Source organism: Clostridium sp. CTA-7, assembly GCF_054768095.1.
Genome location: NZ_BAAAAV010000002.1, coordinates 279,582 through 305,440, shown reverse-complemented (window position 1 = coordinate 305,440; position 25,859 = coordinate 279,582). Strand labels below are relative to the sequence as shown.

Annotated in this window: 21 protein-coding genes; 6 read left to right on the top strand and 15 right to left on the bottom strand. The window is 28.2% G+C overall.

Annotated features, from left to right (window positions below; all coding sequences use genetic code 11):
* Positions 1-45: 45 nt before the first annotated feature.
* Both ACYUEX_RS04470 and ACYUEX_RS04465 read right to left on the bottom strand, forming a co-directional pair.
* Positions 46-1,599: a sensor histidine kinase gene (locus tag ACYUEX_RS04470; RefSeq protein ID WP_460286734.1), complete on the bottom strand. Its 1,554-nt coding sequence runs from the start codon at positions 1,597-1,599 to the stop codon at positions 46-48.
* Positions 1,586-2,266, bottom strand: a complete 681-nt coding sequence (locus ACYUEX_RS04465; RefSeq protein WP_460286733.1) for a response regulator transcription factor — start codon at positions 2,264-2,266, stop codon at positions 1,586-1,588. Before ACYUEX_RS04465 ends, ACYUEX_RS04470 begins: the two co-directional genes overlap by 14 nt.
* A 322-nt stretch (positions 2,267-2,588) precedes the next feature.
* Between ACYUEX_RS04465 and ACYUEX_RS04460 the strand changes: the two genes are divergently transcribed.
* Entirely contained in the window at positions 2,589-2,744 is a 156-nt protein-coding gene (locus ACYUEX_RS04460; protein WP_460286732.1) for a hypothetical protein, read from the top strand.
* 104 nt (positions 2,745-2,848) lie between these two features.
* Here the strand turns inward: ACYUEX_RS04460 and ACYUEX_RS04455 are convergent, their stop codons facing one another.
* Positions 2,849-3,556 (bottom strand): hypothetical protein, encoded by a 708-nt coding sequence (locus tag ACYUEX_RS04455; protein WP_460286731.1) that lies wholly within the window; start codon positions 3,554-3,556, stop codon positions 2,849-2,851.
* A gap of 337 nt (positions 3,557-3,893) precedes the next feature.
* On the opposite strand from ACYUEX_RS04455, the gene ACYUEX_RS04450 reads away from it, so the two are divergent.
* On the top strand, positions 3,894-4,643 hold the full coding sequence (locus ACYUEX_RS04450) for a lysostaphin resistance A-like protein (RefSeq protein WP_460286730.1): 750 nt from the start codon (positions 3,894-3,896) through the stop codon (positions 4,641-4,643).
* A 46-nt stretch (positions 4,644-4,689) separates the two neighbouring features.
* On the opposite strand, the gene ACYUEX_RS04445 is transcribed toward ACYUEX_RS04450, so the two are convergent.
* The 10 genes from ACYUEX_RS04445 to ACYUEX_RS04400 all read right to left on the bottom strand — a co-directional run bounded on the left by ACYUEX_RS04445 (position 4,690) and on the right by ACYUEX_RS04400 (position 17,533).
* On the bottom strand, positions 4,690-7,527 hold the full coding sequence (locus ACYUEX_RS04445) for a VWA domain-containing protein (protein WP_460286729.1): 2,838 nt from the start codon (positions 7,525-7,527) through the stop codon (positions 4,690-4,692).
* A 14-nt stretch (positions 7,528-7,541) separates the two neighbouring features.
* The gene (locus ACYUEX_RS04440) at positions 7,542-9,329 is read right to left on the bottom strand and encodes a BatA domain-containing protein (RefSeq protein WP_460286728.1); all 1,788 of its coding nucleotides are present in this window, start codon (positions 9,327-9,329) and stop codon (positions 7,542-7,544) included.
* A 12-nt stretch (positions 9,330-9,341) separates the two neighbouring features.
* A complete protein-coding gene (locus tag ACYUEX_RS04435; RefSeq protein WP_460286727.1) occupies positions 9,342-10,226 on the bottom strand; it encodes a DUF58 domain-containing protein in 885 nt (294 codons plus the stop codon).
* A gap of 3 nt (positions 10,227-10,229) precedes the next feature.
* Complete coding sequence (locus tag ACYUEX_RS04430) at positions 10,230-11,213, bottom strand: AAA family ATPase (RefSeq protein WP_460286726.1); 984 nt, start codon at positions 11,211-11,213, stop codon at positions 10,230-10,232.
* A 12-nt stretch (positions 11,214-11,225) separates the two neighbouring features.
* Entirely contained in the window at positions 11,226-12,785 is a 1,560-nt protein-coding gene (locus tag ACYUEX_RS04425; RefSeq protein WP_460286725.1) for a pectinesterase, read from the bottom strand.
* Positions 12,786-12,789: 4 nt separating this feature from the next.
* Positions 12,790-13,683: an ABC transporter permease gene (locus ACYUEX_RS04420; protein WP_460286724.1), complete on the bottom strand. Its 894-nt coding sequence runs from the start codon at positions 13,681-13,683 to the stop codon at positions 12,790-12,792.
* 14 nt (positions 13,684-13,697) lie between these two features.
* Positions 13,698-14,621 (bottom strand): ABC transporter ATP-binding protein, encoded by a 924-nt coding sequence (locus ACYUEX_RS04415; RefSeq protein WP_460286723.1) that lies wholly within the window; start codon positions 14,619-14,621, stop codon positions 13,698-13,700.
* Entirely contained in the window at positions 14,621-17,032 is a 2,412-nt protein-coding gene (locus ACYUEX_RS04410; protein WP_460286722.1) for a hypothetical protein, read from the bottom strand. The genes ACYUEX_RS04415 and ACYUEX_RS04410 overlap by 1 nt, the downstream gene beginning before the upstream one ends.
* A gap of 190 nt (positions 17,033-17,222) precedes the next feature.
* Positions 17,223-17,366: a hypothetical protein gene (locus tag ACYUEX_RS04405; RefSeq protein ID WP_460286721.1), complete on the bottom strand. Its 144-nt coding sequence runs from the start codon at positions 17,364-17,366 to the stop codon at positions 17,223-17,225.
* Positions 17,363-17,533: a hypothetical protein gene (locus ACYUEX_RS04400; RefSeq protein ID WP_460286720.1), complete on the bottom strand. Its 171-nt coding sequence runs from the start codon at positions 17,531-17,533 to the stop codon at positions 17,363-17,365. The genes ACYUEX_RS04405 and ACYUEX_RS04400 overlap by 4 nt, the downstream gene beginning before the upstream one ends.
* Before the next feature lie 52 nt (positions 17,534-17,585).
* Here ACYUEX_RS04400 and ACYUEX_RS04395 point away from each other — a divergent pair, with 52 nt between their 5' ends.
* The gene (locus tag ACYUEX_RS04395) at positions 17,586-18,182 is read left to right on the top strand and encodes a hypothetical protein (protein ID WP_460286719.1); all 597 of its coding nucleotides are present in this window, start codon (positions 17,586-17,588) and stop codon (positions 18,180-18,182) included.
* 141 nt (positions 18,183-18,323) lie between these two features.
* Here ACYUEX_RS04395 and ACYUEX_RS04390 read toward each other — a convergent pair whose 3' ends face one another.
* Positions 18,324-20,849, bottom strand: coding sequence for an MGH1-like glycoside hydrolase domain-containing protein (locus ACYUEX_RS04390; protein WP_460286718.1), 2,526 nt, complete (start codon positions 20,847-20,849; stop codon positions 18,324-18,326).
* A 366-nt stretch (positions 20,850-21,215) separates the two neighbouring features.
* Between ACYUEX_RS04390 and ACYUEX_RS04385 the strand changes: the two genes are divergently transcribed.
* Both ACYUEX_RS04385 and ACYUEX_RS04380 read left to right on the top strand, forming a co-directional pair.
* Positions 21,216-21,902 carry a hypothetical protein gene (locus ACYUEX_RS04385; RefSeq protein WP_460286717.1) on the top strand — a complete coding sequence of 229 codons (687 nt, stop codon included), beginning with the start codon at positions 21,216-21,218 and terminating at the stop codon, positions 21,900-21,902.
* 181 nt (positions 21,903-22,083) lie between these two features.
* A complete protein-coding gene (locus tag ACYUEX_RS04380; RefSeq protein ID WP_460286716.1) occupies positions 22,084-23,544 on the top strand; it encodes a hypothetical protein in 1,461 nt (486 codons plus the stop codon).
* Between the two features lie 187 nt (positions 23,545-23,731).
* Here ACYUEX_RS04380 and ACYUEX_RS04375 read toward each other — a convergent pair whose 3' ends face one another.
* On the bottom strand, positions 23,732-24,649 hold the full coding sequence (locus ACYUEX_RS04375; RefSeq protein WP_460286715.1) for a DUF2935 domain-containing protein: 918 nt from the start codon (positions 24,647-24,649) through the stop codon (positions 23,732-23,734).
* Positions 24,650-24,838: 189 nt separating this feature from the next.
* On the opposite strand from ACYUEX_RS04375, the gene ACYUEX_RS04370 reads away from it, so the two are divergent.
* Entirely contained in the window at positions 24,839-25,651 is an 813-nt protein-coding gene (locus ACYUEX_RS04370; RefSeq protein WP_460286714.1) for an alpha/beta fold hydrolase, read from the top strand.
* Positions 25,652-25,859 lie beyond the last annotated feature (208 nt).

The window sequence follows — 25,859 nt, the reverse complement described above, 5'->3', positions numbered from 1 at the left end:
TCCTATGAATTTAATATGCAAATGTTTTGTAGCTTTATTTTATATTTAAATAAAATGTACTATTGCTTCAACTCCACTATTTATATTATTAATCTCTATTTTATATCCTAATAAATTTGAGTAGTAATATGCTATATAAAGCCCTAAGCCACTTCCCCTACTTTCTGAATTACTTGATACAAAAGCATCAAATATATTAGGTAAAAGTTCTTCGTCTATATGAGCTCCATAATTTATAATTTTAATATTATTTTCATTTAATATTATTTCTATAGCATTTTTTTCATTTGTATAATTTATAGCATTGGTAATTAAATTGTCTATAATCTTATAAATTAAATGATAATCTGTCTCTAAAGTAATGTTTTTAATATCCTTTTCTATACTTATAAATTTTGATTTCATCTGAATTTCATTCTGACTTAAAATCTCATCTACTAATTCTTTAATATTTATCATTTTCTTATTCATCTCTTTATTATTAAGATTCAATATCTCATCTATAATTTTTCTAATTGATTGAAGCTGAACCTTAACCTTTGGTAAGTGCTCTTTTGTATTTTTATATTTACCAACTTCATCTATCATACTTTCTACTAGTAATAATGCTGCTGCAACCGGTGTCTTTAGTTGATGTGATGAAGCTCTTAAAAATACATCCTGTCTTTTATTTTCATCAATTAATAATTTATTTTTTTCCTCTAAACTTTTAAAGCTTTCATTTAACTTACTATATAATTCATTTAACGTATTTCCTAAAATAGCTATCTCATCTTCACCCTTAATATCTATAGGATAAACATTCTCTATATTATTGTTCTTAATAAATTCAGCATGATTTGCTAGCTTCTTAATAGGTATTATAATCTTTCTGGAGAAATAATAAGTCGATACTAATATTATTAATAATGATACAGATATAATCATTGGTAAACTTTGAAATACTATAGCTCTAACTTCCTCTATCTTAGGTGTCATCACAGATAATATTGAAAGTACAATATCTCCACTGTTAAGACTTATAGCAGAATATGTTGTATAATAATTTATTCCGTCAAAGCTATTGAATTCATATATAATAGTATCTTCTGAAACAACATTTATTTTATATGATCCATCTTTAAATATATTGTTATTATTACTTTTAGTAAATTCAACTTCTATAGGAAACTCTTCATTAAAAACTTTTTTATTAAAACTTTCCTTTATGACATCAAAAAATTTAAAATCATAACTTTCAAGTTCTTTAGCTTCATCAATATTATTTGAATAGTATCTGACTTTATCTATTAGTTTAACTAACTCATCATCTTTAATAGTAAGCTTTGCTGTGCCAAAACCATTAGATGCATATATATAATTTCCATCTTTAGGAATGTTAATACTCATTGTTCCAGATGGATTAGGAGAATACACATTATTATAATTTTTATCTTTAATGTAGCTTTCCTGAATTTTTTGCATAGATTTAAAATTGCTCTTTTTTATATAATCCACATATAATGAAGGCAACATAAGTACAAAATAAACTATTATTAATGTTATAATTATTCCCGAAAGTATTGCACTATAAGTAAATGTTTTTTTAGATAAATTCATCAAATGCCTCCTTGTTAAACTGATACCCAATACCTATTACTGTTTTAATATAATTGTGTGGTAATTTTTTTCTTAAGTTCTTAACATGGGCATCTATTATTCTATCATTTGAAATATAATCCTCATTGAATATTTTCATTATTAATTGTTCTCTATTAAAAACTCTATTAGGCTCTTTCATTAAAGCTTGTAGCAACAAAAACTCACTTAATGTTAAATTTAAACTTTCATTATTATAATAAGCTTGATAAGTATCCTCATCTATATAAAATCCATTTTTTTCTTTATCAGTAGTATTTTCTGTAAAACTTCTTCTTAAAACTGCTTCAATTCTCTTTAATAATAATAATGGAGAAAATGGTTTAATTACATAATCATCAGTCTTAAGATTAAAGGCTTTAAGTTGAGTTTGTTCATCTCCAAGTGCAGTTAGCATAATTGTTGCCATGTTTTTTTTGCTTTTATTTATATATTCAAGCACTTCTAAACCAGTAACTTTAGGAACCATTATATCTAATATCGCTAAATTAAAATCTTCCTTATTTAAAATTTCTAATGCTTCTTCTCCATTACATACACAGGTAACTTCATATCCTTGCATCTTCATATATTCAGTTGTAACTTCTAATATATTAGGTTCATCTTCTAAAAATAATATTCTAATCATATTTACCTCCAGTGTATCTAAACAAAATTATATACAATCATTATACAGTAAATGGAATAATTCTCATATAAAAATAACCTTTATATAGTTTATTATCGAAATTTTTTAACTTATAAGTTCTATTTTATTAGTTCATTTCTTCTTAATTTAATTAACTAATAATTTTTGTTAATCTCCTAATACTATAAAGGTAATATTAAATAATATATATGATTTCAATTTTCCTATTTTACTTAAATAAGTATATCGACTATTTAATATACTACTATTTTTAATTATATAAATTATTAATTGAAACATATATATTTTAGGAGGCAAAAATATGAAAAACCATAATAAAAAAGTTCATTCTAAAGAAAATTACTTGAAAAACGGTACTAAAACTCAAAATCAATTTGCTAATAATCATTATAATTTTACTGTTGAAGAACCAGCTCTTAATGAAAGTGGTGTTGACGCTAAGAAAAAAGGATTTTAATATAAAATCCCTAGATTAATACCTATTTATATTATGTTAAGTAAATTAAAATAAGTATTAACTCTAATTTGAGCTAATACTTATTTTAATGCTTGAATATTAAATTATCTTCTACTTCTATGATGCCTACTACTTGAAGAATGTCTTTTACTATTATTTGCATTAGAATTAACATTATTATTCGTACCGCCACCATTCATAGCATTAAAAAGCATAGCTAATGGATCCATTTGTGAATTCCCACTATTCCCCATATTATTAGCCCCGTTTCCACTATTACCCATATTGTTAGCACTATTATTTGAAGTGGAACTATTAGGACTACCTCCACCCATTAGCATACTCATTAATTGGTTCATATCTACGCTACCATTTCCAGAATTTCTTTGCTGAGCACCTGCTGAATTCATTCCACCCATTCCATTCATAAGCGCTGCTAAAGGATTATTATTATTTATATTGTTTGGGTTATTGCTATTATTTCTGTTATTAATATTCCCTCTATTTTGATTTGGCATATTCATACCATTTCCACCCATTAACATTCCTAACAATTGATTCATTCCATTACCTTGTCCATTCATACCATTGCCTGAACCGTTCATTCCTCCCATTCCATTCATTAACATGGATAATGGGTTATTGCCTCCATTCATTTGATTTTGACCTCCCATAGGTCCGCCCATTATAGATCCTAATAGCATATTCATAAGTGGGTTTCCTCCGCCTAAGCCACCTAGTGGATTTCCTCCACCCATATTAGGCATTCCGCCTCCCATAAGCCCTTTAAAAAGCATGTCCATCATTTGCATATGGTTTTCTCCTATTAAATTATTGTTACTATATAAGTATTTATAACAATAGTATTTTGATACACCAATAGCAACTATTTAAAAATTATTTTTAAATTTGTTGAAGTTTAAACTCATTAATTAATTTATCACAATCAAGTTTATTATATATACTCTTATTTATATAAAAACATCTCCTATTTTAACATATACCCTTTAATATATTTACATATTTTTGTAAGTGTGTTATTCTACTATTTGTTATTATTTTACATATCTTTTAAGCGTTAATGAGTTTGGAGATAAATTAAATGTAAGATAATTTAATGAACTAGAATTATATAAGAGGTGGTAATAATTGATAAATATTTTTTCCAAGCTAAAAACAACTATTAGTTGTGCTATAAATATATTTAAATATTTCTTTACCTTTTTTATAAGCTTAATATTTATATTCTTTTTACAAGATACTATTGGATTTAATGATCACATTGGATTTTCTCTAGTATTATTACTATCTACATTTAGTTTTCTTTTGCTACTAAAAAGAGGAAATAAATCACCACTGAAATTTTTAAATTTACACAAGATAAATTTAAATTGCATTATATTAATACTACTTTTTAGTATTAGTATCACATTCTTTGACTTAAGTCTTGGTAAATTACTAGAACTATTTATTACAACTGATGTTTATGACAATACTTCGCTATATTTTTGGAGTATCCTTCATATAGTTCTTTTAGCACCTATCTGCGAAGAAATATTCTTTAGAGGTATATTATTCTCAAAACTCAAAGAAGTAATGCCACTATACCTAGCCCTTATTATTCAAGGCTTTCTATTTGGTATTGTTCATGGAGCATTTTCTGGACATCTTATTCAAAGCTTACTAGCTATGTTTTCAGGAATAATTTATGCTTTAATATATAACTATACAAATAATTTAACAATATCAATTTTAATTCATAGCTTTTATAACCTTTTATTAGTTATATTAAATTTCTTACCTTTTATTTTTGATATTAATCCAATTATCTTTATAATAATATCTTTATTATTCTTTCTATCATTTATAGTACTTTTTAAAAATAAAAATAGGAAGTGAGATTTTACTCTAACTTCCTATTTTCAACTCCAAGGCTAAATTTCTTCTAAACTTTCTTTCTATCACTTTTCTTCTTTAAAAGTTCACTAGTATCTAAAGTTTCCTTTTTACTTTCTTTTAATTTATTCTCTTTCTTAAGATTATCCACTTTAATAACAGGTTTAGCTTCATTAACTACTTTATTTTCAAGGCTTTGATTTTTAATTTTAGTAACTATTTTTTTAGATTTTTTATCTTTTAAACCTCTTAAAATGTTACTATTTTCATTAAGCTCCTGAGCATTGATTTTTTTCTTTTGCTCTTTATTTTTAGATGTATTTTTCTTTTTTCTTTTGAAGAATCTAACTAAGTCTATATTTAACCTTCTGTAAGCTATATCAATCATAAATAGTAAAATACTCATTATTATTAATGGAGTAGTTAAATTTATTTTTTTATATTCCCTTTGAAGCTTTCCTTCAAAAACTTCTTCTGGCTTATTTATAAAGCTTCCCTTTGTTTCCTTAACTACTACATCTAACTTTTCTCCATTAGTATTAAACTTATACTCATCTGAATATTGAAGTGCAAATGCTCCTTTATAGTTATTTTTTATTTCTTCACTTTCTTCTTCTCTTATATTAAAATTATAGAATCCTAATGAATTTAAAGGTATCCTTGCTTCAAATTTTCCTGGTTCAACTTGACTTAATTCGAATTCCCCTTCTTCTCCATTTTCCCCATTGTATATCCCTTTAACCTTAGCATCCTTAGATATCTTATCATTATAAAACTCTACTTTTGCTTCATTTCCTTCTTGGCTAATATTAAGTTTTCCCTCTTCTCCGTATTTCGGAATAGTGAAGTAAACCATGTTTTTTATAAGTTGTGGTCCATGCTCCCATGTCAAATAATTTTTACTCCACTGCCCACTAACATCTGATGTAAAACTTACTGTTCTTCCTATTCCATATTGCATCGCTGCAAGTATTGGCTCATCATGATTAGAACTTAATATTTCAACTGCATTTTCTTTTATAGAGGTTCCTATATATCCAAGTAAACTTGGAATTCCATCTGATGTTTTTACTCCTGCTAATATTTCATGGTTACTTAATATCTTAGGAGTAAATTCTTCGTTTATTATATATGTCCCTGCTGATAAAAGAACTTCCTTTGCAAATATTCTAGGAATATCAGTATATATATCTGTATAATAACTTCTTCCTTTTCCTATTGAAGCTAATTGATTTAATAAATCTGCATTAGCTCCTTCCCCAACTGCTACTGTTGAAAGAGTAATATTATTATCATTAAAGTTTTTAAGAAGATTAGCATAATTATCAAATCCATATCCATCTTGCCCATCTGTTAATAATATTGTGTGCTTTATCTTTGCACTACTTTGCATTTGCATATTATAACCTTGTTCAAGTGCAGGATAGATTGAAGTTCCTCCTCTTATTTGAATACCTGAAATAAGCTCCTTTATAGCTTCTTTATCTCCAACCTTTTGTAATGGTACAACTTCGTCATAAGTATCATCAAAAGCTATTACTGATATCTCATCCACTTCTCTTAAATTTTCTAATGCCTTCATTGCAGCTTCCTTAGCTAACGTTAATTTACTAACTCCACCACCTTCAGCGCTCATACTACCTGATTTGTCTATTATTAAGTTAATACTTATTGAAGGAACTTCATTCTTCCCCCTCTTATCCATATAAACAGGCAATACTTTTTCAAGTGAAGTATCTTTATACCCTCCGAGAGCATATGAATCTTCACCACCAAAGGTAATTAATCCTCCGCCATAATCTTTTACGTAAGCTTCTATATTGTCCATAAACCCATTATTTAAATCATCTCTATGAGCATCATTTAAAATTACTGATTTATATTCTAATAACTCATTTAGTGTTCTTGGCGCTGAACTTGGGACTATTTTCTTAATATTAGCACCTGAATTTGATAATATTTCTTCTAAAGCTTTCGAGTCACCTTTAACTCCATTAATAAGAAGAATATTAGGCTTATCCATTACATTTGTAAAAGTACTAAATTCATTATTAACTTTATTTGTATCTCCTTCTGCTTCTACTAATACCCTATACCCCTTAAAGCCTCCTGAACTTTGCTTATCTTTAAACACAAAAGAGTTTTTTCCTTTTTGTATTTGTACTTGTTGTTCTCCTACTTTATTTCTACCTGAAAACAATGTGAGCTTAGCCTTTGTTGCATAATTTGATTTTATATCAATAGAAACTGAAAATTCCTCTCCTACTGATATATTGTCTGGCACCTTTACATTATCAACATAAATTTCATCACCTTTTTCTCCAGTGATTTTATAAACTTTAAAATCTATTTTTTGTTCATTAATTAATGGTATAGATTTTAATATATCACCTTGATTTTCTTCACCATCAGTTAATAAAACTATTCTTTTAGATCCACCTCTTTCAAATAAAGCTAAAGCACTTTCTACTGCTTCTTGGATATTTGTTGCTGTCCTTATTGGTTTATCATATATAGATTTATATTCTTTTTTCTTATTTAATACCTTATCAACTTTTGAGTTATCACCAAATAAAACTACTCCTGCTTTATTTCCTTTTGGCATTGACTCTATAGCTGTAGATATAAAATCCTTCCCTGATTCTTCAAAGTCACTTGTACTTTCTGACACATCTAGTAAGAATACCGTTGATATATTTCTACCCTTTAAATTTATAGTTATATTCCCAAATGCTAATATTAAAAGTGTAAAAATTACTACTCTACTTATAAATATTGCAATTTCATTTTTACTCCATGGTTTATATTTTTTAAAGCTATAATACATAAAGGCAAAAATAATTGGAATCAATATTAAAAAGTATAAATTTCCTATTTCTATCTTCATCTCTTCTTTGCCTCCTAATTTCCTCTCTTATACATAATCCATTCAAAAGCTACTACTGAAATAGCTAATATTATAAGTAATGGAGATAGATTAAAACCTCTTTTTAAATCAGCTTTTTCATTACTTATATTTTCACTTTCACCAATATTATTTATATTAGTGTTACTTTCCTTTTCTGATGGAAAGTTAACTGAAAATAGTTCCTTTTCTTCTAAAACATTTAGCTTATAAACCCCAAGTTCACTCTCTTCTTTTATCTCATCACCTGATTTTATTTCTAATGTACTTCCACTTGGATATGTTAAAGTAATATTGTTATCTAATGATACTCCTTTAGCTATTATCTTTTCTCCAGCTTTAAAATTACTTTTATATACCATTCCACTTGATATTAAATTTTCTCCAAGCTCATACATCAATATAGGAAATTCTTTTTTAAGTGCAAAGTCGCTATTATGAAGATCAAAGGATAAAGCAGCTATTTTTCTTCCATCAACTTCTCCTTTAAACCCTATATAACTATCATCTATATTTAAGAAACCTCTTCCATAGTAAGGAACTTCTATTGCATTATACTTAGCTGCAGTAAATGTTGTATCTTCTAGATACTTTGAAAGTTCTCCTATAACAGCTTTAGCCTCTCCCCCTTCACCACCTGAAACAACATTAAAGAATTCATTAGAAGTTGGATTAATAAACAATATACTTCCTTTAGATGGCATTATATCAGGAGTAACATTATCAAATACATATAAATCATAATTATCTCCACTTGTTAAATTGGATATATTATTTGTCTTGTACACTTCTGTATTTTCAATACTACCAAAGGATCTTTCTAAAAATACATTTTGTTCTGTAACTATAAGTACCTTATTTACTTTTTTCTTTCCTACAACATGATTATAAGTGTTATCTCCATAAATCATATCTTTTCTAGATAACTCGCCCTTTAAGACTTCACCCTTTACGTTAGGGAAATCAAAAGTTAATGTTTTATTTTCTCCCTCTTGCAATTGTAAGCTTTCAACAGCGGCAAGATCTTCTCCATCATAAAGAGAAAAATCACCTTCATAAACTCCTGATCCTCTATTTGTTATAGTTGCTATAACTCTTACCTTATCTTCTAGGAATTTATGAGATACATTGTCTACAGATGCATTTACTCCTGAATTAGCTAATGATACAACCTTACCATTTATATCACCTAATGAAAGTTCTTTATCTGTAAAAGATATAACTTCATATTCTTCTTCAATACCTTGACCTATAGCTTTTATAAAAGATAAAGTATCATTTATATCCCCAGTATTATAACTTTGAGGTATTGAATCAATTATTTCATTAGAAATTTCTTTATTAAAGTCTCCATTTTGAAGTAGGTTACTACTTCCATCAAAGCTTATTATAAAAGTATTAGTATCATCTTTGGTTGACTGTAAAAACTCTTTAGCTAAATCCTTACTCTCATCTAACCTAGTATCATTGCCATATTCAGCACTCATACTTGCAGTATTATCTAATACTAAAATAATATTTTTATAACTCTTACCTCCAAAGTTTAAAAAAGGTCTCATTAAACTAAAAATAAGTAAAAGCAATATTATTATTTGTAAAAGTAACATAATATTTTTTCTTAGCTTTTCCCATGGAGTGTTTGCTCTAGTATTTTTATAAACTTCATTCCACAAAAGTGTTGAAGATATAACCTCTTCTTTATACTTTCTTTTTAATATATAAAGTATTATTAAAAGAGGAATTGTTATTAATAAGAATAAGGGCCATAAATTTGTGAATCCCATAACATCGTCCCCCTAATACAATACTCTTTTCTTACTAAACTCACCTAATATTATCTCCTCTATTTCCATAGATGAATTTACACTTATGAATTTACCACCATATTTTTTTGTAATATCCTCAATAGATTTTTTATAAGCTTTCAAAGTGTTTTTATATTCTTTCACTAAACTTGGAGTTAAGCTCATTTTCACATTTTCTCCTGTTTCTGAATCTATAAAGGTAATTTCATTATTAAACTCTGGATTAATTTCTTCATTTGATAGTATTTGAACTAATATTATATCTTGCTTTTTAAATGCTAAATACTTAAGAGCCTCTTCTAAATCCTTTAATCCTTCATTATTTAAAAAGTCAGATACAACTACCGATACACCTCTTGGAGTTAATGGCCTTTTCTTTATACTACTTGTAAGATCTGTTTTACCATCAAATTCAATATTTTCTAGATCTCTTAATATTCTTTGAAAGGCTTTGTTTCCAGCTGCTGATTTTATACTTTGTATATCACCACTATCCATAGTGCTTATATTTACTCTATCTAGATTATTTAAGGCAATATAACTTAAAGCAGCAACTACTTTCAATGCAATATCTTTTTTGTTTTCATTTCCATAATCCATTGATTTACTTTTATCAACAAAGAAATTAAAAACTCCTTCTCTTTCTTCCATGAAAACTTTTATAAAAAACTTATCAAATCTACCATATGCATTCCAATCTATTCGTCTAAAATCATCACCTGGAGCATATTCCCTATAATCAGAAAACTCTACAGAAACTCCTTTTGCCTTTGACTTTCTTCCCCCTTGTGTACCTGAGGAAAGTTTAAAATTTATATGCATATTTATTTTATTTAGCTTTTTAAAAAAGTCTTCATTAAATACCCTTTCGCTCATTCTCTACACAACCTTTAAATCTTCTAGTATCTTATCTATAATACTTTCTTCTGTTAAACCTTCAGTTATCGCATCAAAATTTAGTATTATTCTATGTCTTAAAACAGGATAAGCTAATGCTTTTATATCCTCAAAGGATACATTTAATCTACCTTCCATAACAGCTCTTACTTTTGCACCACTTATAATCCCCTGTGCAGCTCTTGGACTAGCTCCCGCTTCTACATATCTTTTAACGAACTCTGATCCTTCTGGAATTTCAGGATGAGTTGCTAATATAAGCTTTAATGCAAATTCTTTAACTGCTTCTGCAAGTTTTATTTCTCTAATTGTTTCTCTTATCTTTAATATTTCATCACCTTCAAGAACAGCATCAAATTCAACTTTGTTATTAGTTAATGTTAAATCCATAATTTCCTTAAGCTCTTGAAGATTTGGAAAATCTACATTAAGCTTAAATAAAAATCTATCTAATTGTGCTTCTGGAAGCGGATATGTTCCTTCTTGTTCTATTGGGTTTTGAGTAGCAAGTACCATAAATGGTTTTGCCATTTCATAAGTTGTCTTACCCACTGTTACTGTTTTTTCTCCCATGGCTTCAAGTAATGCAGATTGAGTTTTGGGAGTTGCTCTATTTATTTCATCAGCTAGTAAAAGGTTAGTAAATACCGGTCCTTTTTCGAACTTAAATAAAGTTTTATCATTTTCTTTAACTACTATGTTTGTTCCAACTACATCTGCTGGCATTAAATCTGGTGTAAACTGTATTCTAGAAAAACTCAAGTTCAGTACCTTTCCAATTGTTTTTACTAATTGAGTTTTTCCCATTCCCGGCATACCTTCTAAAAGCACGTTACCATCTGCAAAAATAGCAATTAAAACACTTCTTATTATTTCTTTTTGTCCAATTATTCCTTTAGAAATTTCTTCTTCACATCTTCTTATTTTTTCTGAAACTTCTATTATTTCTTTTTCACTTATTTCCATCTTTCTCACCTCTTAGTTTAATCCTTCAAAATAATCTTTTATAAGATCCTTTAAGCTCTCTGGAAGATTACTATTATTAGCCCCATCTAATGCACTGTTAGTATAATCTCCTATTACCTTATCGTAATTAATTTTATTTCCATCTAAATTTAATCCATTTTGAGTATCTATTGTTTGAGAGTTTCCGTCTTGATTTTTATTTCCAGTTAAATTCTCATCATTTCCAACTTCTCTTCCTGGAATATATATTTGCTCTCCTTTTTTATTGTCTAAATCATTTTCGGTACCTTCATTACTTCCAGTATTCCATCCGCCACCTTGACCATTTCCATTTCCATTCCCGTTTCCACTTCCACTTCCGTTTCCGCTTCCATCTCCATTTCCTTCTCCTTGCCCTTGGCCTTCACCTTGACCTTCTCCCTGACCTTGACCCTCACCCTTTTTATCTCCTGACTTATTTCCACTACTATTATTTTGTGAATTTTGAATAGCATCCTTTAGGCTTTCTGCATCAAGTTTTCCATCTAAAACTGAATTTGAAGCTTCACTTAAGGCTTCTGCAAGGTTTTCATCATCTACACTATTAGCTGCATTTGCAAGAGCTTTTGATAAATTATTTAATTCACTACTGCTCATATTTCCCAGGGATTTTTTTAGCTTTCCTAAAGCCTTCTCTAGAGCTTCCTTATCCTTAGACAATACTGCATCTGAAAGCTCTTTTCCCTCTTTCTTTTTCATAAGCTCATTGACTAATTTATTTAAGTCCTTCTTTGCGCCTTCTTCTTTATCTTTATTAAACTTATCTAATAAATTCTTCTGGGTCTTTTCTATGGCAGCTTTACTTTTATCACTCTTAGCTTCATTCTTTTTATCCTCTAACTTTTTTTCCATTCTTTCTAGAGTTTTATTTATATCAAGCTTTTTCTCACTTTCTTTTAATTCCTTTTTTGCATCTTCTAATATCTTTTTTATAGATTCTTTTTCTTCTTCAGTTAACTCTTCTGATTTCTCAACTAACTTCTTTTCTTCTTCAACTTTTTTAATAAATTCTTGTTGATATTTATTAAATTCTCTAATTGAATTCGCTGCCCTTTTTGCCGTAGTGTCTATATAAGATGTTATTAAACACGTTAGAACCAGCCCTAAAACTAAAAGTACTTGCTTCCTATCTACTTTTATCTTTAAATTATCTTTTATATTAAAATTTTTGATAAAGGAAACAGTATCCTTCTTTTGAGCAATTGAAATATTATCTTCTTCATTTATTAATTCTAAAGAAGTAGTAACTCTTTCTTTTAATCCTTTTGAATCAACTATTAAAGCAACCCTCTTTTTATCAGGTGATTTTATAAATCCATATATTATTAGTGAAATTAAACCTACAACTAAAACACTAAGTGAAACTTCTTCAACATATGGAAATGTTATAAATAAAGATATTAATAGTAAACATAAGATTAAGCATAGTAGGTATTTTAAACCTACTATGCTCAAATTTATTATAAAGTCAGCTCTAATTCTTTTTGACGCCTTTTTTATAAAGGTTAATATTTCATTATTTAAAGAATTCATAGCTCTACTCCTTTACTTTATTCTTTGTCTTAATCTTTACCTTTTTATTTCTCTTTCTATTTAGTGGATTTAATCTTACTGATGCTAAATATAGCAATATAATACTAAGCACTCCTTGAATGCCTATTGATATATATTCAGCATACTTTGAAATTCCTAGTTCTGGAATCATATAAAAGAATCTTCCCCCAAACCCTACTTGATTTGATAACATATTTATAAAACCAATAGCTGGACTTAAATATGCTATAGGTGATATTGTGGGTCTTGTAGACATTGGGCCTCCATTTAATCTCATCATAGTAATCATCCAAATTATATATGCTATTACTACAGTACCAACAAATAAGAATAATACTATTGCATAAGTTAAAGCCGTTGCAACTTTTGATGTCTTAACATATGTTGAAACAAATACTCCTATTGCTCCAACAAATATTGTGTTAATTATAAATGACAATATAAGCACTAATATATTACTTATTCTTACTCCACCAATTAAAGCACAAACTGCATATAATGGTATTGTACATACTATTAACATTATTACCTTAAGGGATGATGCTAATAACTTACCAATTATTATTTGAAATGGACTTAATCTAGTGGAAAGTAATATATCTAAAGTTTGCTTTTCTTTTTCTGAACATATTGAAGTTGATGTTAATGATGGCACTATAAACATTAAAAGTACAGCTTGAGCTACTGCCATACCTATATAAAGCATTACAGAACCTTGCATATTCAATCCACTTGCATAAATCTCATTACTATAGGAATTGTAAAACAATAGTGTTCCTACTGATAATATAGCTATATAAATAAACAACATAATTGTAAATCTAGGTGTTCTTACAGTTAATTTACTTTCATTTCTTAAAACTGGATTTACTCTCATTTTATCTCCCCCTTCTAATTATTTTCCTCTGTTATTTGTATAAATACATCTTCTAAATTGCCCACTGCTTTAGCAAAACCTATAACTGATATCTCTTGTGTAACTAAAGCTTTTAATATTTCCTTAGCTTCTTTATCCCCTCCAGCTACACTTGCTGTAATTTTATTTCCATCTAAGGAAATCTCTTTAACCTCTGGTATCTGCTTTAGAACTTGTATTGCTTTTTCAGGGTCCTCCATAACAGTTATATTAATAGGGGCTGTACCTGATGCCCTAAGCATAACTTCTTCAACAGTTCCTTCACATACTATAGATCCATTTTTAATTATTCCTATTCTAGTACATATTTCTCCAAGTTCAGATAGTATATGAGAAGAAACTATTACAGTCTTCCCCATTTCTTTAAGATTTTTTAATATACCCTTCATTTCAAATCTTGCTCTTGGATCCATACCTGAAGCCGGTTCATCTAATATTAATAATTCTGGATTATGAACTAAGCATCTAGCTAAACATAATCTCTGCTTCATCCCCCTTGATAAACCATCTACATTTGCATCCCATTTATCTTGTAAGTTAACAAGTTCTAATAAATCCATTGATAACTTTCTAGCTTCTTCACCAACAATTCCGTATATAGAAGCATAAAATTCTAGGTACTCTATAGCTCTTAAATTATCATAAACACCAAAGAAGTCTGGCATATACCCTATTTTATCCTTTAATACTTTATTATTTTTTATTGCATCTATTCCATCTACATAAACTTCACCACTGTCTGGGGAAAGTAATCCAGAAACTATTTTCATTGTAGTACTTTTTCCTGCTCCATTTGGACCAATAAATCCAAATATCTCACCTTTTTCTATTTCTAAGTTTAACCCATTTAATGCCTTAAACTTACCATAGGACTTTTCAAGGTTCTTTATAACTAGCATTATTTTTCCCTCCCCTTAACAGTTATTCTTGGAACCATTGACTGGCCTTTCATATCATCAACAACTACCTTTATTTTCACAGTGTTATTTTCAATGTAGTTTCCAATATCCTCTATCTTTTCAAAGCCTTGAGATAATGTTATCTTTTCATATTCACTAGTTTTGTAGTTATATATAAACTTTTCACCGTTTTCTCCACCATTATAACCATATCTATCAACACCAGACTTTACTATGATCTCTGTAACATCAATATTATCATCAATTTTATAGTCAAACACCATTTCACCTTGCCCATATATAAAGCCATTGTATTCATCTAAATGAACATTAGCAGATGATTTAGAAGTATCAACTTTATATGCGAAGAATCCATCAGGAAAGTTTAAAATACCATCTTTACTCTTAAAATCAATATTTACTTCTTGTAGTATTGCTGTTGTATCAAATTTTGATATAGATTTTTTACCAAAATCCATTCCATAATCTATAGGTAAATCAGTAATAGCAATAAGCTTTATTTCTTTATTTATATTTACCTCTTCAAAAATCGTTGCTAGTAAGCTTGATATTCTTAAAATATTTTTATATTCCTCTGTTTTTATCTTTTCTTTATCATTCCATCTTGCATCATAGTACTTTTGCCTCAAAGTATCTGAATAAGCTTGAAGTCCAGCTCCTCCAGCTGCAGTTGCTCCTTCTATTTTCTTTTCTTCTCCTTTAGATAGTCCTCCAAAGTCCCATACATTTTGTCCTGCAACTAAAATTAACTTACTTATATTTGTATCTAAATTATTTTTTATAGTTCCATTTAAATTTCCATCAGATAAATTAAAGCTTGAATCAATCCTAGGCACAACTTGCTCTTTACCTACAACCTCAAAGGCTTTAATATCTAGTGCATCGTTATCTGCAAATGTAAAGTAAGAATTATTTCCTTTATAAGTTGTTTTTACCCTTAATCTATCCTTTATTTCTTCTTCTGGATCACCGTAATAATGCATATCCTCTGTAAGATAACTCATCGTTAAATCTTCTGGCTTTTCTATAATTACATCTTCTTTATACTTTGTTCCTATTCCTATATATCCCTTTGCTACTCCCTTACCATTTTTATCTACTGAAACTATATTATTTTGATTTAAAATTACATCATTCACTCTTGTTGATGAACCTATAAAATAAATAACTAATGCAAATATAATTGAAATTACTGGAACAGCTATCCAAGTTAAATCTCTTTTATTTAACTTCTTTAAAACTATATAAAGTACAACTCCTATAATTAAAGCATATAAACTAAATACTACAATTAATGGCTTTGTTCCTACTATTTCATTTATTGGGATACTTCTAACAAGCTCTGTAGCTCTATAATATCCCTGTCCCATATATTTACCATTCATATTCTTATCAAAAATTCCATTTGCTGTATCTGTAAGCATTACACTTAAGAATTTACTTGCATCCTTTGACGATATTAATGGTTCTAATCCTAAATCAAAAGTTGTTATTAATATTTCACCTTTACCTTTTTCAATAGAATAAACTAATGGTTTTTCTGATGTCCCACTTTTAATTTTTGCACCTTTAACTTCTAAATTAGAAGTTATAAGTTTTAGATTATCTTCAACTAAAGTTACATTTTCTTCTTTAACTCCATTAGATTTTATTTGTAAGAAATCTTTATCTATTCCACTTATAGTTTTAGCTTCATTTGCCCCAGAACCTAAAATTAAAGTTCCTCCTTTATTAATCCATGAATTTAATGCAGCATACTGCTCCTTTTTTAAATTAGACATATTATAGTTATTTATTATAATTACATCTAATCCATCTATGTTTAAACTATTTTCGCCTATTATATTTTCATCTAAAGTTACATTTTCAATTAATCCATCAAAGCCTCTATTAGTGTTAAATTTTACACTTCCTACATATCCAAGTGAAGTAGCATCATCTGTTAGAATCCCTGTAAACATATTTGTTTCTGTTACTCTTCCACTTGAAACTAATGCCTTCTTTTGAGTTAAAACCTTTCCATTTTCAACGATATTAACTGTCATCTTGCTTGAATTTTCTAATACTTTTACAGGTATTACAACTTTACTTATTTCACCTTTAGTTAATGAAACTTCATTACTATAAGCATCATAAGTTCCCATATTTGAACTAGCCACTCTTATTTCTATTTCACCTGTAAAATCCTTTTCTAAGCTATTAACTTCGACAGTTACAGGTATATATTTCATAGCTCTATACTTACCTTGAATTCCATAACTTATTTTCACTTCATAATTCTCAGAATCATTAGTTTTAGCTTCAACTATTACAGAAGTAAAAAATAAACTAGTTATCATTAAAGCTACAAGAGTAGTTATAATACCATTTCTAAAAAACGATTTCATCATTATTCCCCCTAGATTACATAATTTTTATAATATGTAATAATTATATCCTAATTAGTATAAGATTCCCTTATTAAATTCTTAAAAATTTCTTATTTTTAACAAATTTATCAAATATTATTTTATTATATATAAATTTTTTGTATTTCTGTAGTAATATCTTAATATTATATATTTCAGCATTAATAATTATTTAAAATAAAAAACTATTACAACATTGCGTAATAGTTTTTTCATACTCTTCTCTTACTTCTGTTCCTACATTTTTGAAGCCCATTAATTTAATTGTCTCAATTAATGTCTCATCACTAACACTTGAAATTGCTGCACTAGTCATATTTTTACCTTTTCAATTAAATCAAAATACTCTTTTTCAAATTTATATGCAGTATTTATTAATTTATCTTCACTAATATCTGATAGTCTTCTAATAAATAATGCTCCATAATTAAATGCATAGGTATAGAATATTCTTATCAACGAACAACCGGATTTGCTTTGCATAATATATTATATAAGTTCCTATTTCAAAAGATAATATATGAGGAGAATCTATATGAAAAAAATCAAAGAAATTATGAAAGAAATGAATAATATCAATCAACAAATTGCAGTAACAATAAACAATGAATTAAAGGAACCAGAGGAATTAAAAGCTGCAGTTCAAGGTAGCCCTTCATGTGTAGATCATTCAACCACATGTGGCACTGTTACTGATACTAGCCGTGATATACCATTTTGTTGTTCTGTGCCTATACCTGGAAATTTTCTTCCTGTTCTTTCTCAACGGCCTAAAGTTCTACTAGATCCAAGATGTTTAAAAGCTATAATTGAACCATGTTGTTGTAATGGAGTCCCAAAGTGGGATATAAGAATAGTTGGATGCATTCCATTTATTGTAAATATAGATATTGATAATACTGGAGTTTGCCCTGATCCTAGTGATTCTACGATAGCTACATGTTGTTCTAATAGTGTATGTGTAGATAGAGTTATTTGTAATAAATGTACCTATGAGGGTGCAGTAATTTCTCAGTCTAAAATTATTTTCGATTGTGCTAGCGTTTTTGTGTCAAACCTTGCTCTATCATTTAATACAGGAGATTGCTTTGTAAAAATAACAGGTACTTTTAAACTTCCAGCTTGCCCATAGCAGCTATTTAAAACTCAATGCAATATTTTATGATTTATATTACAGAGTACAAATATAATTAGTAGTCCCATAGAAAGAAGTTATACATTCTTCCTATGGGACTACCTTTTATATTTTTCTTTTAACAGATTGTTTCTATATTTATTTTCTTCTCTTCTTTCTTAGTAACACTCCTGCTCCAATTGATCCAATTCCTAGCATCGCTAAGAATCCTGTTCCAACAACAGCTCCTGTCTTAGGTAGTTTTCCTGTCTTTCCTGAATCATTGTTTGTATCACCAGGTGTTTCTGGGTTCTCTGGTACTTCTGGTTTAGTTTCTGGCTTTTCTGGCACTTCTGGTTTTTCTGGTACTTCTGGCTTAGTTTCTGGCACTTCTTTTTTCGGAATAGCTAATCCTTCTTGTGACGTTGTTGAGTTACCAGCTAATGTATCTTGATACATTAGGTAATATGCTGATGCTGACCAACTAAAGTTCTTAGTGTGTAATCCTTCTCCTGTTAATGGGTTATAGTTTTCTCTAATAGGTCCATCCCCTAGTAACCCTTCTGCATTATCAAACATCTTTTTAGACATTCTTACAGCATCATCATAGTATCCATAATTTTGTAGTGCTTCAACCCCATATAAAGCTTGGTCTAACCAAACTGGGCCTCTCCAATACTTACTTGCATTAAAGCTTGGATTATCTTGAGATGCAGTTCCAAAAGGTACAAATGTATTAAATTTCCCTTCATCAAGCATATTATCTACAACTTTATCTGCCTCTTCTTGTTTTGCCATCTTAGCCCATAATGGTATCCATCCTTCTGGTCCTTTTCCTCTATTAACTAATATTTTCTTTTCTGAACCATCATTATTTATTTGTAAATCATAGAAGAATCCTGTTTCTTCATCAAACATGTTTTCACTTACATATTCTCTTACGTTGTTAGCTTCTTCTTCATATTTTTTAGCATCTCCTGTATTTCCTAATACTTCAGCCATTGATTTTAAGAATCCTTTTTCAGCATAAAGATATGAATTTAAATCTACTGACTCTTGGTTTATTGAGTATCCTAATAAAGTTCCGTTTTTATCTTTATTCTCAAAAACATCTATACCAGTATCTCCTTCTCCATATCCTTGAACATCAAATCTTGGAGCATTATCCATTCCACTTTCCCATGCTGCTGCTGCTATTATTTCATCCTTACTATTATTGTCCTGATGCACCATTCCACCATATTCAGCTATACCATTTTTATCATGGTCTCTATTTGTGTACCACCAGTTATGGTAAGCAACTAATTTTGGATACATCTCTTGTAAGAATGCTGTATCTCCTGTAGACTTGTACACATTCCATACTGACCATGCTGCTAATGCTGGCTTTGAATTTCTCTCATTCCAGTTTCCACCATCATCTCCTCTAGCACCATCTTTATTATAGAAAATACAATCTACAATAGCTCCAGAATCTTGTGGTCTTATAGCATCGTCTTCTGTTACTTGATAATCAAATAAAGCTCTTATATTGTTTTTAGCTAATTCACCATCAAATCTAGCTGTTGCAACAGCCTGCTTCCATGAATCCCATGCCCACATTCCAATAAACCACTTGTATGACATTGAAGGAACTACTCCATCATGTAGTAATGCTCCAGCTGAACTTCTCCAGTTAGTTGTTAATGTTTCAATAGACTTTACAGCTGCATTTTTATAGCTTTTGTCTGTAGTCTTTTCAGCATTAGCGAATGTCTTATCTAAATATCCTTGCCAACGAGTGTTATTAGCCACAAAATGATTCTTAGAATTTAATATTAAATCATCAACTTTTTCTTTTTCAGCACTTAACTCTTCTTTTGTAAATGTATAGCTTTGAGTTGAGTAAGTTTCAAATTTTTCTCCTGCTCCTATTTTTACATTATCCTTAAGCTTAGTTGTATAAGAATTTCCATTTACAGCTGTTTCAACATTCCCTTTATAGTTTACAACAAACTTAGTTTCTTCTGTTGAAAAAAATCTCCAAGTCTCTCTTATATTTGAAAAATTAACTTGAACTCCATTTTTAGTAGCTTCTAAAGTTTGACCTAGGTCGTAAACTTTTCCACCTTCTTTTTCTATAAATTGATTAAATATATTTCCTGTCCACTCTAATTTAAGATTTAATTGATTATTCGTTTTATTTTCTATTTTAGTTTCTATTAATGCACTTCTATTAGTCGCAAAAATCAATTCTAATGTTAATTTAAAATTTTCTAAGTCATATGTTTGTACTAATTTTCCTGGATAATAATCGAATGATACTTTTGCTTTACTTAAATCATAAGCTTCTCCATTATCTGCATTTATAATGTTAACCTTACTTATAGTATCTCCTAAATTAACCGGATACTCTTCTGCTATAATTACAGGACCAGCAAATCCTCCATAAAGATTTGTAGCATCTTTTTCAGGTAAATAGTATCCATGCCATGCCCCCATATCTGAGAAGTTATTATACTTATTAGTAGAATAACTTCCGTATAATAAATTAGTTGGATTGGCAGATACATTTAATACATTACTAAATTCTAATACCTCCGATCTTTTATCAACAGCAAGAACGTTTACAGATGATAAATTTAAAACCAAAGTAGCAGCTAATATCGTTGCTCCTATTGATTTTTTATTAAGTCTAAAAGCCATATTTCCCTCTCCTTTAATAATATTTTTTAGTTAACGACTACAATATCTAAAAAAGGCAACGCCCAAACAAGGAACAACAAAAATTATTCCTTGTTTAGGTATTGCCTTCTCCAGTAACAATCCTATTTCTGTAATCGTTTATAATTATATATTATATTTTATTGTAAATATTGTCAATATATTTTTTAGTAAAATTTTACTGCTCTATTAACTATTATTTTTTGTGTATTCTAGTTATATCAACATGCTATGTTTTTCATTATAAATACAGAGATCTATTTTTATATTAGGTACATTTTTTTGCAAAATACATACTATATCTTATAAAGAATTATTAAAAAAAATGTATAAAGAAGGGGAATCCATATGAAAAATATCCAAGATATAATGAATGAGATGAATACTTTAAGTGAGCAAATTGCAGTTACATTGAATAATGAAGAAATAGTAGATGGAGAAATAGTAGATGTAGAGATGTCAGGTGATTCAGCTCCTTGTACTACTACTGATACCCCAACTAATCCACCTCCTTGTACTACTGATAATAGCCCAGCATGTGCTAATCCTCAAAGTCGTAATGTACCATTTTGTTGTTCAACAGATTTAGCAACAAATTTTCATTTTAATCAAAATAATCCTAATGCAAGAATATTATATGATTTAAGCTGCTTAAATTGTTTCGTAGATGAATGTTGTTGTAATGGAACACCAAGATTCGATATAAAGATAGCTGGTACAATTCCATTTATTGCTAATGCAGATGTTGTTACAGGACAACCACAACAATGTGTTCAGCCTCCTAATAGCACTATACGTATATGCTGCGAAGGTAGTGTATGCGTAAATAACGTTGTTTGTAATAAATGTACTGAACGAGAAGCTATTATTGCATGTGAACTTATAAAAACTAAGTTAGCAAACTGTGCTTGTGTACCTGCAACTGTTACTGCTACTCGTGGTGCTGGTGCTTCTGCATGTGTATTAGTATTTACAGGTAGCTTCACGCTTCCAAATTGTAATCCACCTTTAGGAAACAATTGTAATCCTGCATAATTATAAATTTTTTTAATAAGTCTCTGCATTTTGCAGAGACTTATCTTATTTTAAAGTTCTATTTTATATCATGTATATAATAAAAAACTTTTATAATTTCATAAATAATAAAATAAAGTTATAACATTCTATATAATATGCATACTTTATATAAAGAGATTTATACAGAGAGGTGAAATTCATGGCATCATTAGAAAAAAATGTATATATTCTAAAACAATCTAATGGTACTATATGGAATTTTTTGTTCGATAAAAGATTTGGTATTGTATATAAGATTTTAAAAGGAGAAATGTGGGCAAATTATAATACATTAACAAGAGCAACTACTGGAAATTTTTCAGTAAATTTATTACCAAATGATAATATATGCCTTGTTTATGAAGATTTAGATGGAAACTTAATTATGAACTTATACGACCATAAAAAGTGGAATAGCTACTATCTTATTGAAAATGATGAAAAAGAAAAAATAGACATTTATTTTAAAACTCTTTTCTATAAAAATGAATTATTTTTATTTTACAGTATTTACAATAAAAACACTAATATACTAACAATAGTTTCTCAATTAGTTGATGAGAGAGGAAATTTAGCTCCACCGAAATTAATTGATTATGTTAATTTTAAATATGATATTCCATTTTACATTTATACTTCAACTGAAAATATATTATACATTATGTACCAAAAACAAGAAAATAATTATCTTCTAGGCTATAGGATATTAGATGATTCTTCTAAAAATTGGTCTAAATTTCATGTAATTGATGATTGTTCTTCTCCCTTCGAAGAATATTCTTTATTATCCCTTAAAGATAAAATACACTCACTTTATATAAAAAAAGATGACAATGATATATATTCATTAATCCATTGTGAAGGTAACTCATCATCTTATAATTACAATAATATTTGCAGTCATAGAAATATTATTTCTTCTGCTTTTTTTATAATAGATAAGCATATTTGGTGTTTATGGATTCAAGATAATAAAATTTATAGTACTGTTTCTATTGATGGAGGTAATGTATTTAGTACTCCTCCTCAAGTTGAATTAATAGATTCACAAAATATATCTAAATTAACCTATTTATCAAATTTCTTAGAAAATAATAAGGATATATGCAGAGGCGAATTATTTTTAAAAAATGTTGATTATCCTCACTGTTTAGTAATTGATGATATTTATGGAATAGTTCATAGAAACAATAAAAATAATAGTTATTTATTTTATCTTCAATATTTTATATCAGCACTTAATAAAGAAGATAACCACTATAAAAGTGATATAGTGGAAAGAGCTATAGCAGAAAGAGATATTTTAATTGAGAAGCTTTATAATATGGTAAAAGAAAAAGAAAGTAAATTGGTGTCTTATGAAAGTAAATTTAAGGCAGTAAATGAAAACCTAGCAAAGTTTAATAAAAACAAAAATGAATTAAATGAAGGTATAAAACTTCTTGAAGATAGTCTCCTAGACAAGGAAAAAAAATTGAATGAACTTCAAATGATATATATTGAAAAAGAAAATGAATTAGAATTATTAAAGGAAGAATTAAGTAATATAAAGTTACAAGAAATCAATGGCTTTGATATAAAAAAGACCTTCAATAAATTTAGTTCTATCTTTAAAAATTAATTTTAATGTATGTAATAGGAGACTGCAATAATGTTTCCTATTTCTTTTTTATCTTTATAAAATAATAATAACCACCTAATTTATGATGGTTACTATTACTTTTCCATAAGTTAAAAATTTTAGCTTTTTCTTAATTTCATACTGCATTTCCAACTATGTTTTGTTTTTAATTATATATTTACCCATATCAATCCATATCTTCACACTTTTTTAATAAGCGTATATAGTGATTAGCTTCTCTTAGTACATGGTCAGCTAGAAGTGGTAATATTATAGATTTTATTTTACAGGCATCTATTCCTTCTGTACCCGCCTTCTTAAAATCTCTTAATTTGATTGTTTCCATTAATGTGGCATCAGTAACAGTAGACATTGTTGCATAAGTCATATTATTTGCTTTTTCAATTAAATCAGCATACTCTTTTGCAAAATTATTTGAAGTGTTTACCAATTCATCTTCACTTGGATCAAGTAATCCCCTGATAAACAAGGCATGCTCCATCATAATTTGATCCCAGAATAATTCAGTATCTCTGATATTTTCTGTTTCAATATCCTCATTATTCTCAATTGCATATATATATGAACGATATAAATTAGCTTCACGTATTATATGCTCAATAAGCAAAGGATAATTTACTGTAAATAATTTACAAGATAACATTCCATTTAAGACCCTCGTCTTTAAATCTATAAGGCCATCTAGTAATTTTATAGCTCTATTATTAATTTTTTTTACACAACATATTATTTTATCATCAAATTCTGCATTATCTTTACCTTCTAGCTTTGACTCCATAATAGTTATTTTGGAGTTTATTTCTATTCCTGTATAGTACTCTGTTTTTCTTTCTGTGCTTAATGTATAATCAGTAAAAATTTCTCCAGAATCTAGTACACATTCTCTAACTTTTCCATTACTTAGTTTAACTACATCTAATAGAAGCTTTTCAAATTGTACTTTATAATCATCTGCTTCCTTAGAAAGTTTAGTATTTTTAGGTGTAAATCCTGCCTCTAAAAAAAGAGAGTGTTCTTTCATGATTCGTGCAAAAAATAGGTGCAACTCTAAAGATAAACTAACATATCTTCGACGACTTAGCATAGTTTTCCTCCATAAAAATTTTACTATATTCTATTCCTAAGTATGTCTTTATGTTCATATTAAAATTTTACTTATTTGAAGAGTAATTATTGAAATTTAAAGCTTACTTTACTATATTAGTATCTTTATTAACATGTTTACTTATAATTGAATATATTACTATAAATAAATTTTATATAGGAGACCTCTATGAAATATTTTATTAAGACAACAGATAATTCAAGAGTATTAATTGAAGATTTAAACTATGATGCCGAAAAAACCCTTCTGTTTATACATGGCTGGCCACTAAATCACAATATTTATGAATACCAATTAAATACTTTACCTAAAAAAGGATATAGATGTATTGGAGTTGATTTGAGAGGATTCGGTGAATCTGATAGACCTTATACTGGTTACGACTATAATACAATGGCATCTGATATAAAAAAAATAATAGATGTACTTAAATTAGATAACATAACGCTTGTTGGACATTCTATGGGTGCAGCCCTCGCAATAAGATATGTATCAAAATATAACTCCTTTGGGGTTTCTAAAATTTGTTTAATAGGTGCTGCTGCACCTAGTTGGATTAAGACAGAAAATTGGCCTTATGGATACACTAAGGAAGAAGTTGATATGTTTATAGACCAATCTCTCAGCGATAGACCTAAACTCATTAGTGACGTTTCTAATTCATTCTTTTATAAATACGTATCCCAACCTCTTTTAAACTGGTTCTTTGATATATGCCTATCAGCTTCTGGATGGGCTACTGCTCAATGTTTAATGAGTCTTCGTGATGAAAGATTATTTAATGATATACCTAATATAAAAATTCCTACATTAATCCTTCATGGAACACATGATAAAATTTGCCCATACGAATTTGCTCAGTATTTAAATCAAAATATTAAAAATTCTATTCTTGTTCCACTAACTGAAAGTGGTCATGGTGCTTTTATTGAAGAAAAGGATAAAGTGAATAACCATATTATAAAATTCGTTGAAATGTAATTGACATATAAATATAGTAAATATTCAAAGATTAAAACTTCTTAATGAAATATTTACTAAAGAAATATAAAATTATAAAAACTTTCTCATATGTGATTATGTAACTATCATATTATCAAAAATATCTAATAGAGCCTAAGTTAAAAAGCTAACTCGTTTTAAAATATATCCTTAATTAAGAACATATTTTAAAACGAATTAGCTTTTA

Bases quoted from the DNA above. Each gene is read 5' to 3' on its own strand.
- ACYUEX_RS04400 (WP_460286720.1), bottom strand. From the start codon at position 17,533: ATGCAAAGCAAATCCGGTTGTTCGTTGATAAGAATATTCTATACCTAT.
- ACYUEX_RS04405 (WP_460286721.1), bottom strand. From the start codon at position 17,366: ATGACTAGTGCAGCAATTTCAAGTGTTAGTGATGAGACATTAATTGAG.
- ACYUEX_RS04430 (WP_460286726.1), bottom strand. From the start codon at position 11,213: ATGGAAATAAGTGAAAAAGAAATAATAGAAGTTTCAGAAAAAATAAGA.
- ACYUEX_RS04380 (WP_460286716.1), top strand. From the start codon at position 22,084: ATGGCATCATTAGAAAAAAATGTATATATTCTAAAACAATCTAATGGT.
- ACYUEX_RS04370 (WP_460286714.1), top strand. From the start codon at position 24,839: ATGAAATATTTTATTAAGACAACAGATAATTCAAGAGTATTAATTGAA.
- ACYUEX_RS04435 (WP_460286727.1), bottom strand. From the start codon at position 10,226: ATGAGCGAAAGGGTATTTAATGAAGACTTTTTTAAAAAGCTAAATAAA.
- ACYUEX_RS04460 (WP_460286732.1), top strand. From the start codon at position 2,589: ATGAAAAACCATAATAAAAAAGTTCATTCTAAAGAAAATTACTTGAAA.
- ACYUEX_RS04470 (WP_460286734.1), bottom strand. From the start codon at position 1,599: ATGAATTTATCTAAAAAAACATTTACTTATAGTGCAATACTTTCGGGA.
- ACYUEX_RS04375 (WP_460286715.1), bottom strand. From the start codon at position 24,649: ATGCTAAGTCGTCGAAGATATGTTAGTTTATCTTTAGAGTTGCACCTA.
- ACYUEX_RS04455 (WP_460286731.1), bottom strand. From the start codon at position 3,556: ATGCAAATGATGGACATGCTTTTTAAAGGGCTTATGGGAGGCGGAATG.
- ACYUEX_RS04410 (WP_460286722.1), bottom strand. From the start codon at position 17,032: ATGATGAAATCGTTTTTTAGAAATGGTATTATAACTACTCTTGTAGCT.
- ACYUEX_RS04465 (WP_460286733.1), bottom strand. From the start codon at position 2,266: ATGATTAGAATATTATTTTTAGAAGATGAACCTAATATATTAGAAGTT.
- ACYUEX_RS04420 (WP_460286724.1), bottom strand. From the start codon at position 13,683: ATGAGAGTAAATCCAGTTTTAAGAAATGAAAGTAAATTAACTGTAAGA.
- ACYUEX_RS04445 (WP_460286729.1), bottom strand. From the start codon at position 7,527: ATGAAGATAGAAATAGGAAATTTATACTTTTTAATATTGATTCCAATT.
- ACYUEX_RS04440 (WP_460286728.1), bottom strand. From the start codon at position 9,329: ATGGGATTCACAAATTTATGGCCCTTATTCTTATTAATAACAATTCCT.
- ACYUEX_RS04415 (WP_460286723.1), bottom strand. From the start codon at position 14,621: ATGCTAGTTATAAAGAACCTTGAAAAGTCCTATGGTAAGTTTAAGGCA.
- ACYUEX_RS04385 (WP_460286717.1), top strand. From the start codon at position 21,216: ATGAAAAATATCCAAGATATAATGAATGAGATGAATACTTTAAGTGAG.
- ACYUEX_RS04390 (WP_460286718.1), bottom strand. From the start codon at position 20,849: ATGGCTTTTAGACTTAATAAAAAATCAATAGGAGCAACGATATTAGCT.
- ACYUEX_RS04425 (WP_460286725.1), bottom strand. From the start codon at position 12,785: ATGAATTCTTTAAATAATGAAATATTAACCTTTATAAAAAAGGCGTCA.
- ACYUEX_RS04395 (WP_460286719.1), top strand. From the start codon at position 17,586: ATGAAAAAAATCAAAGAAATTATGAAAGAAATGAATAATATCAATCAA.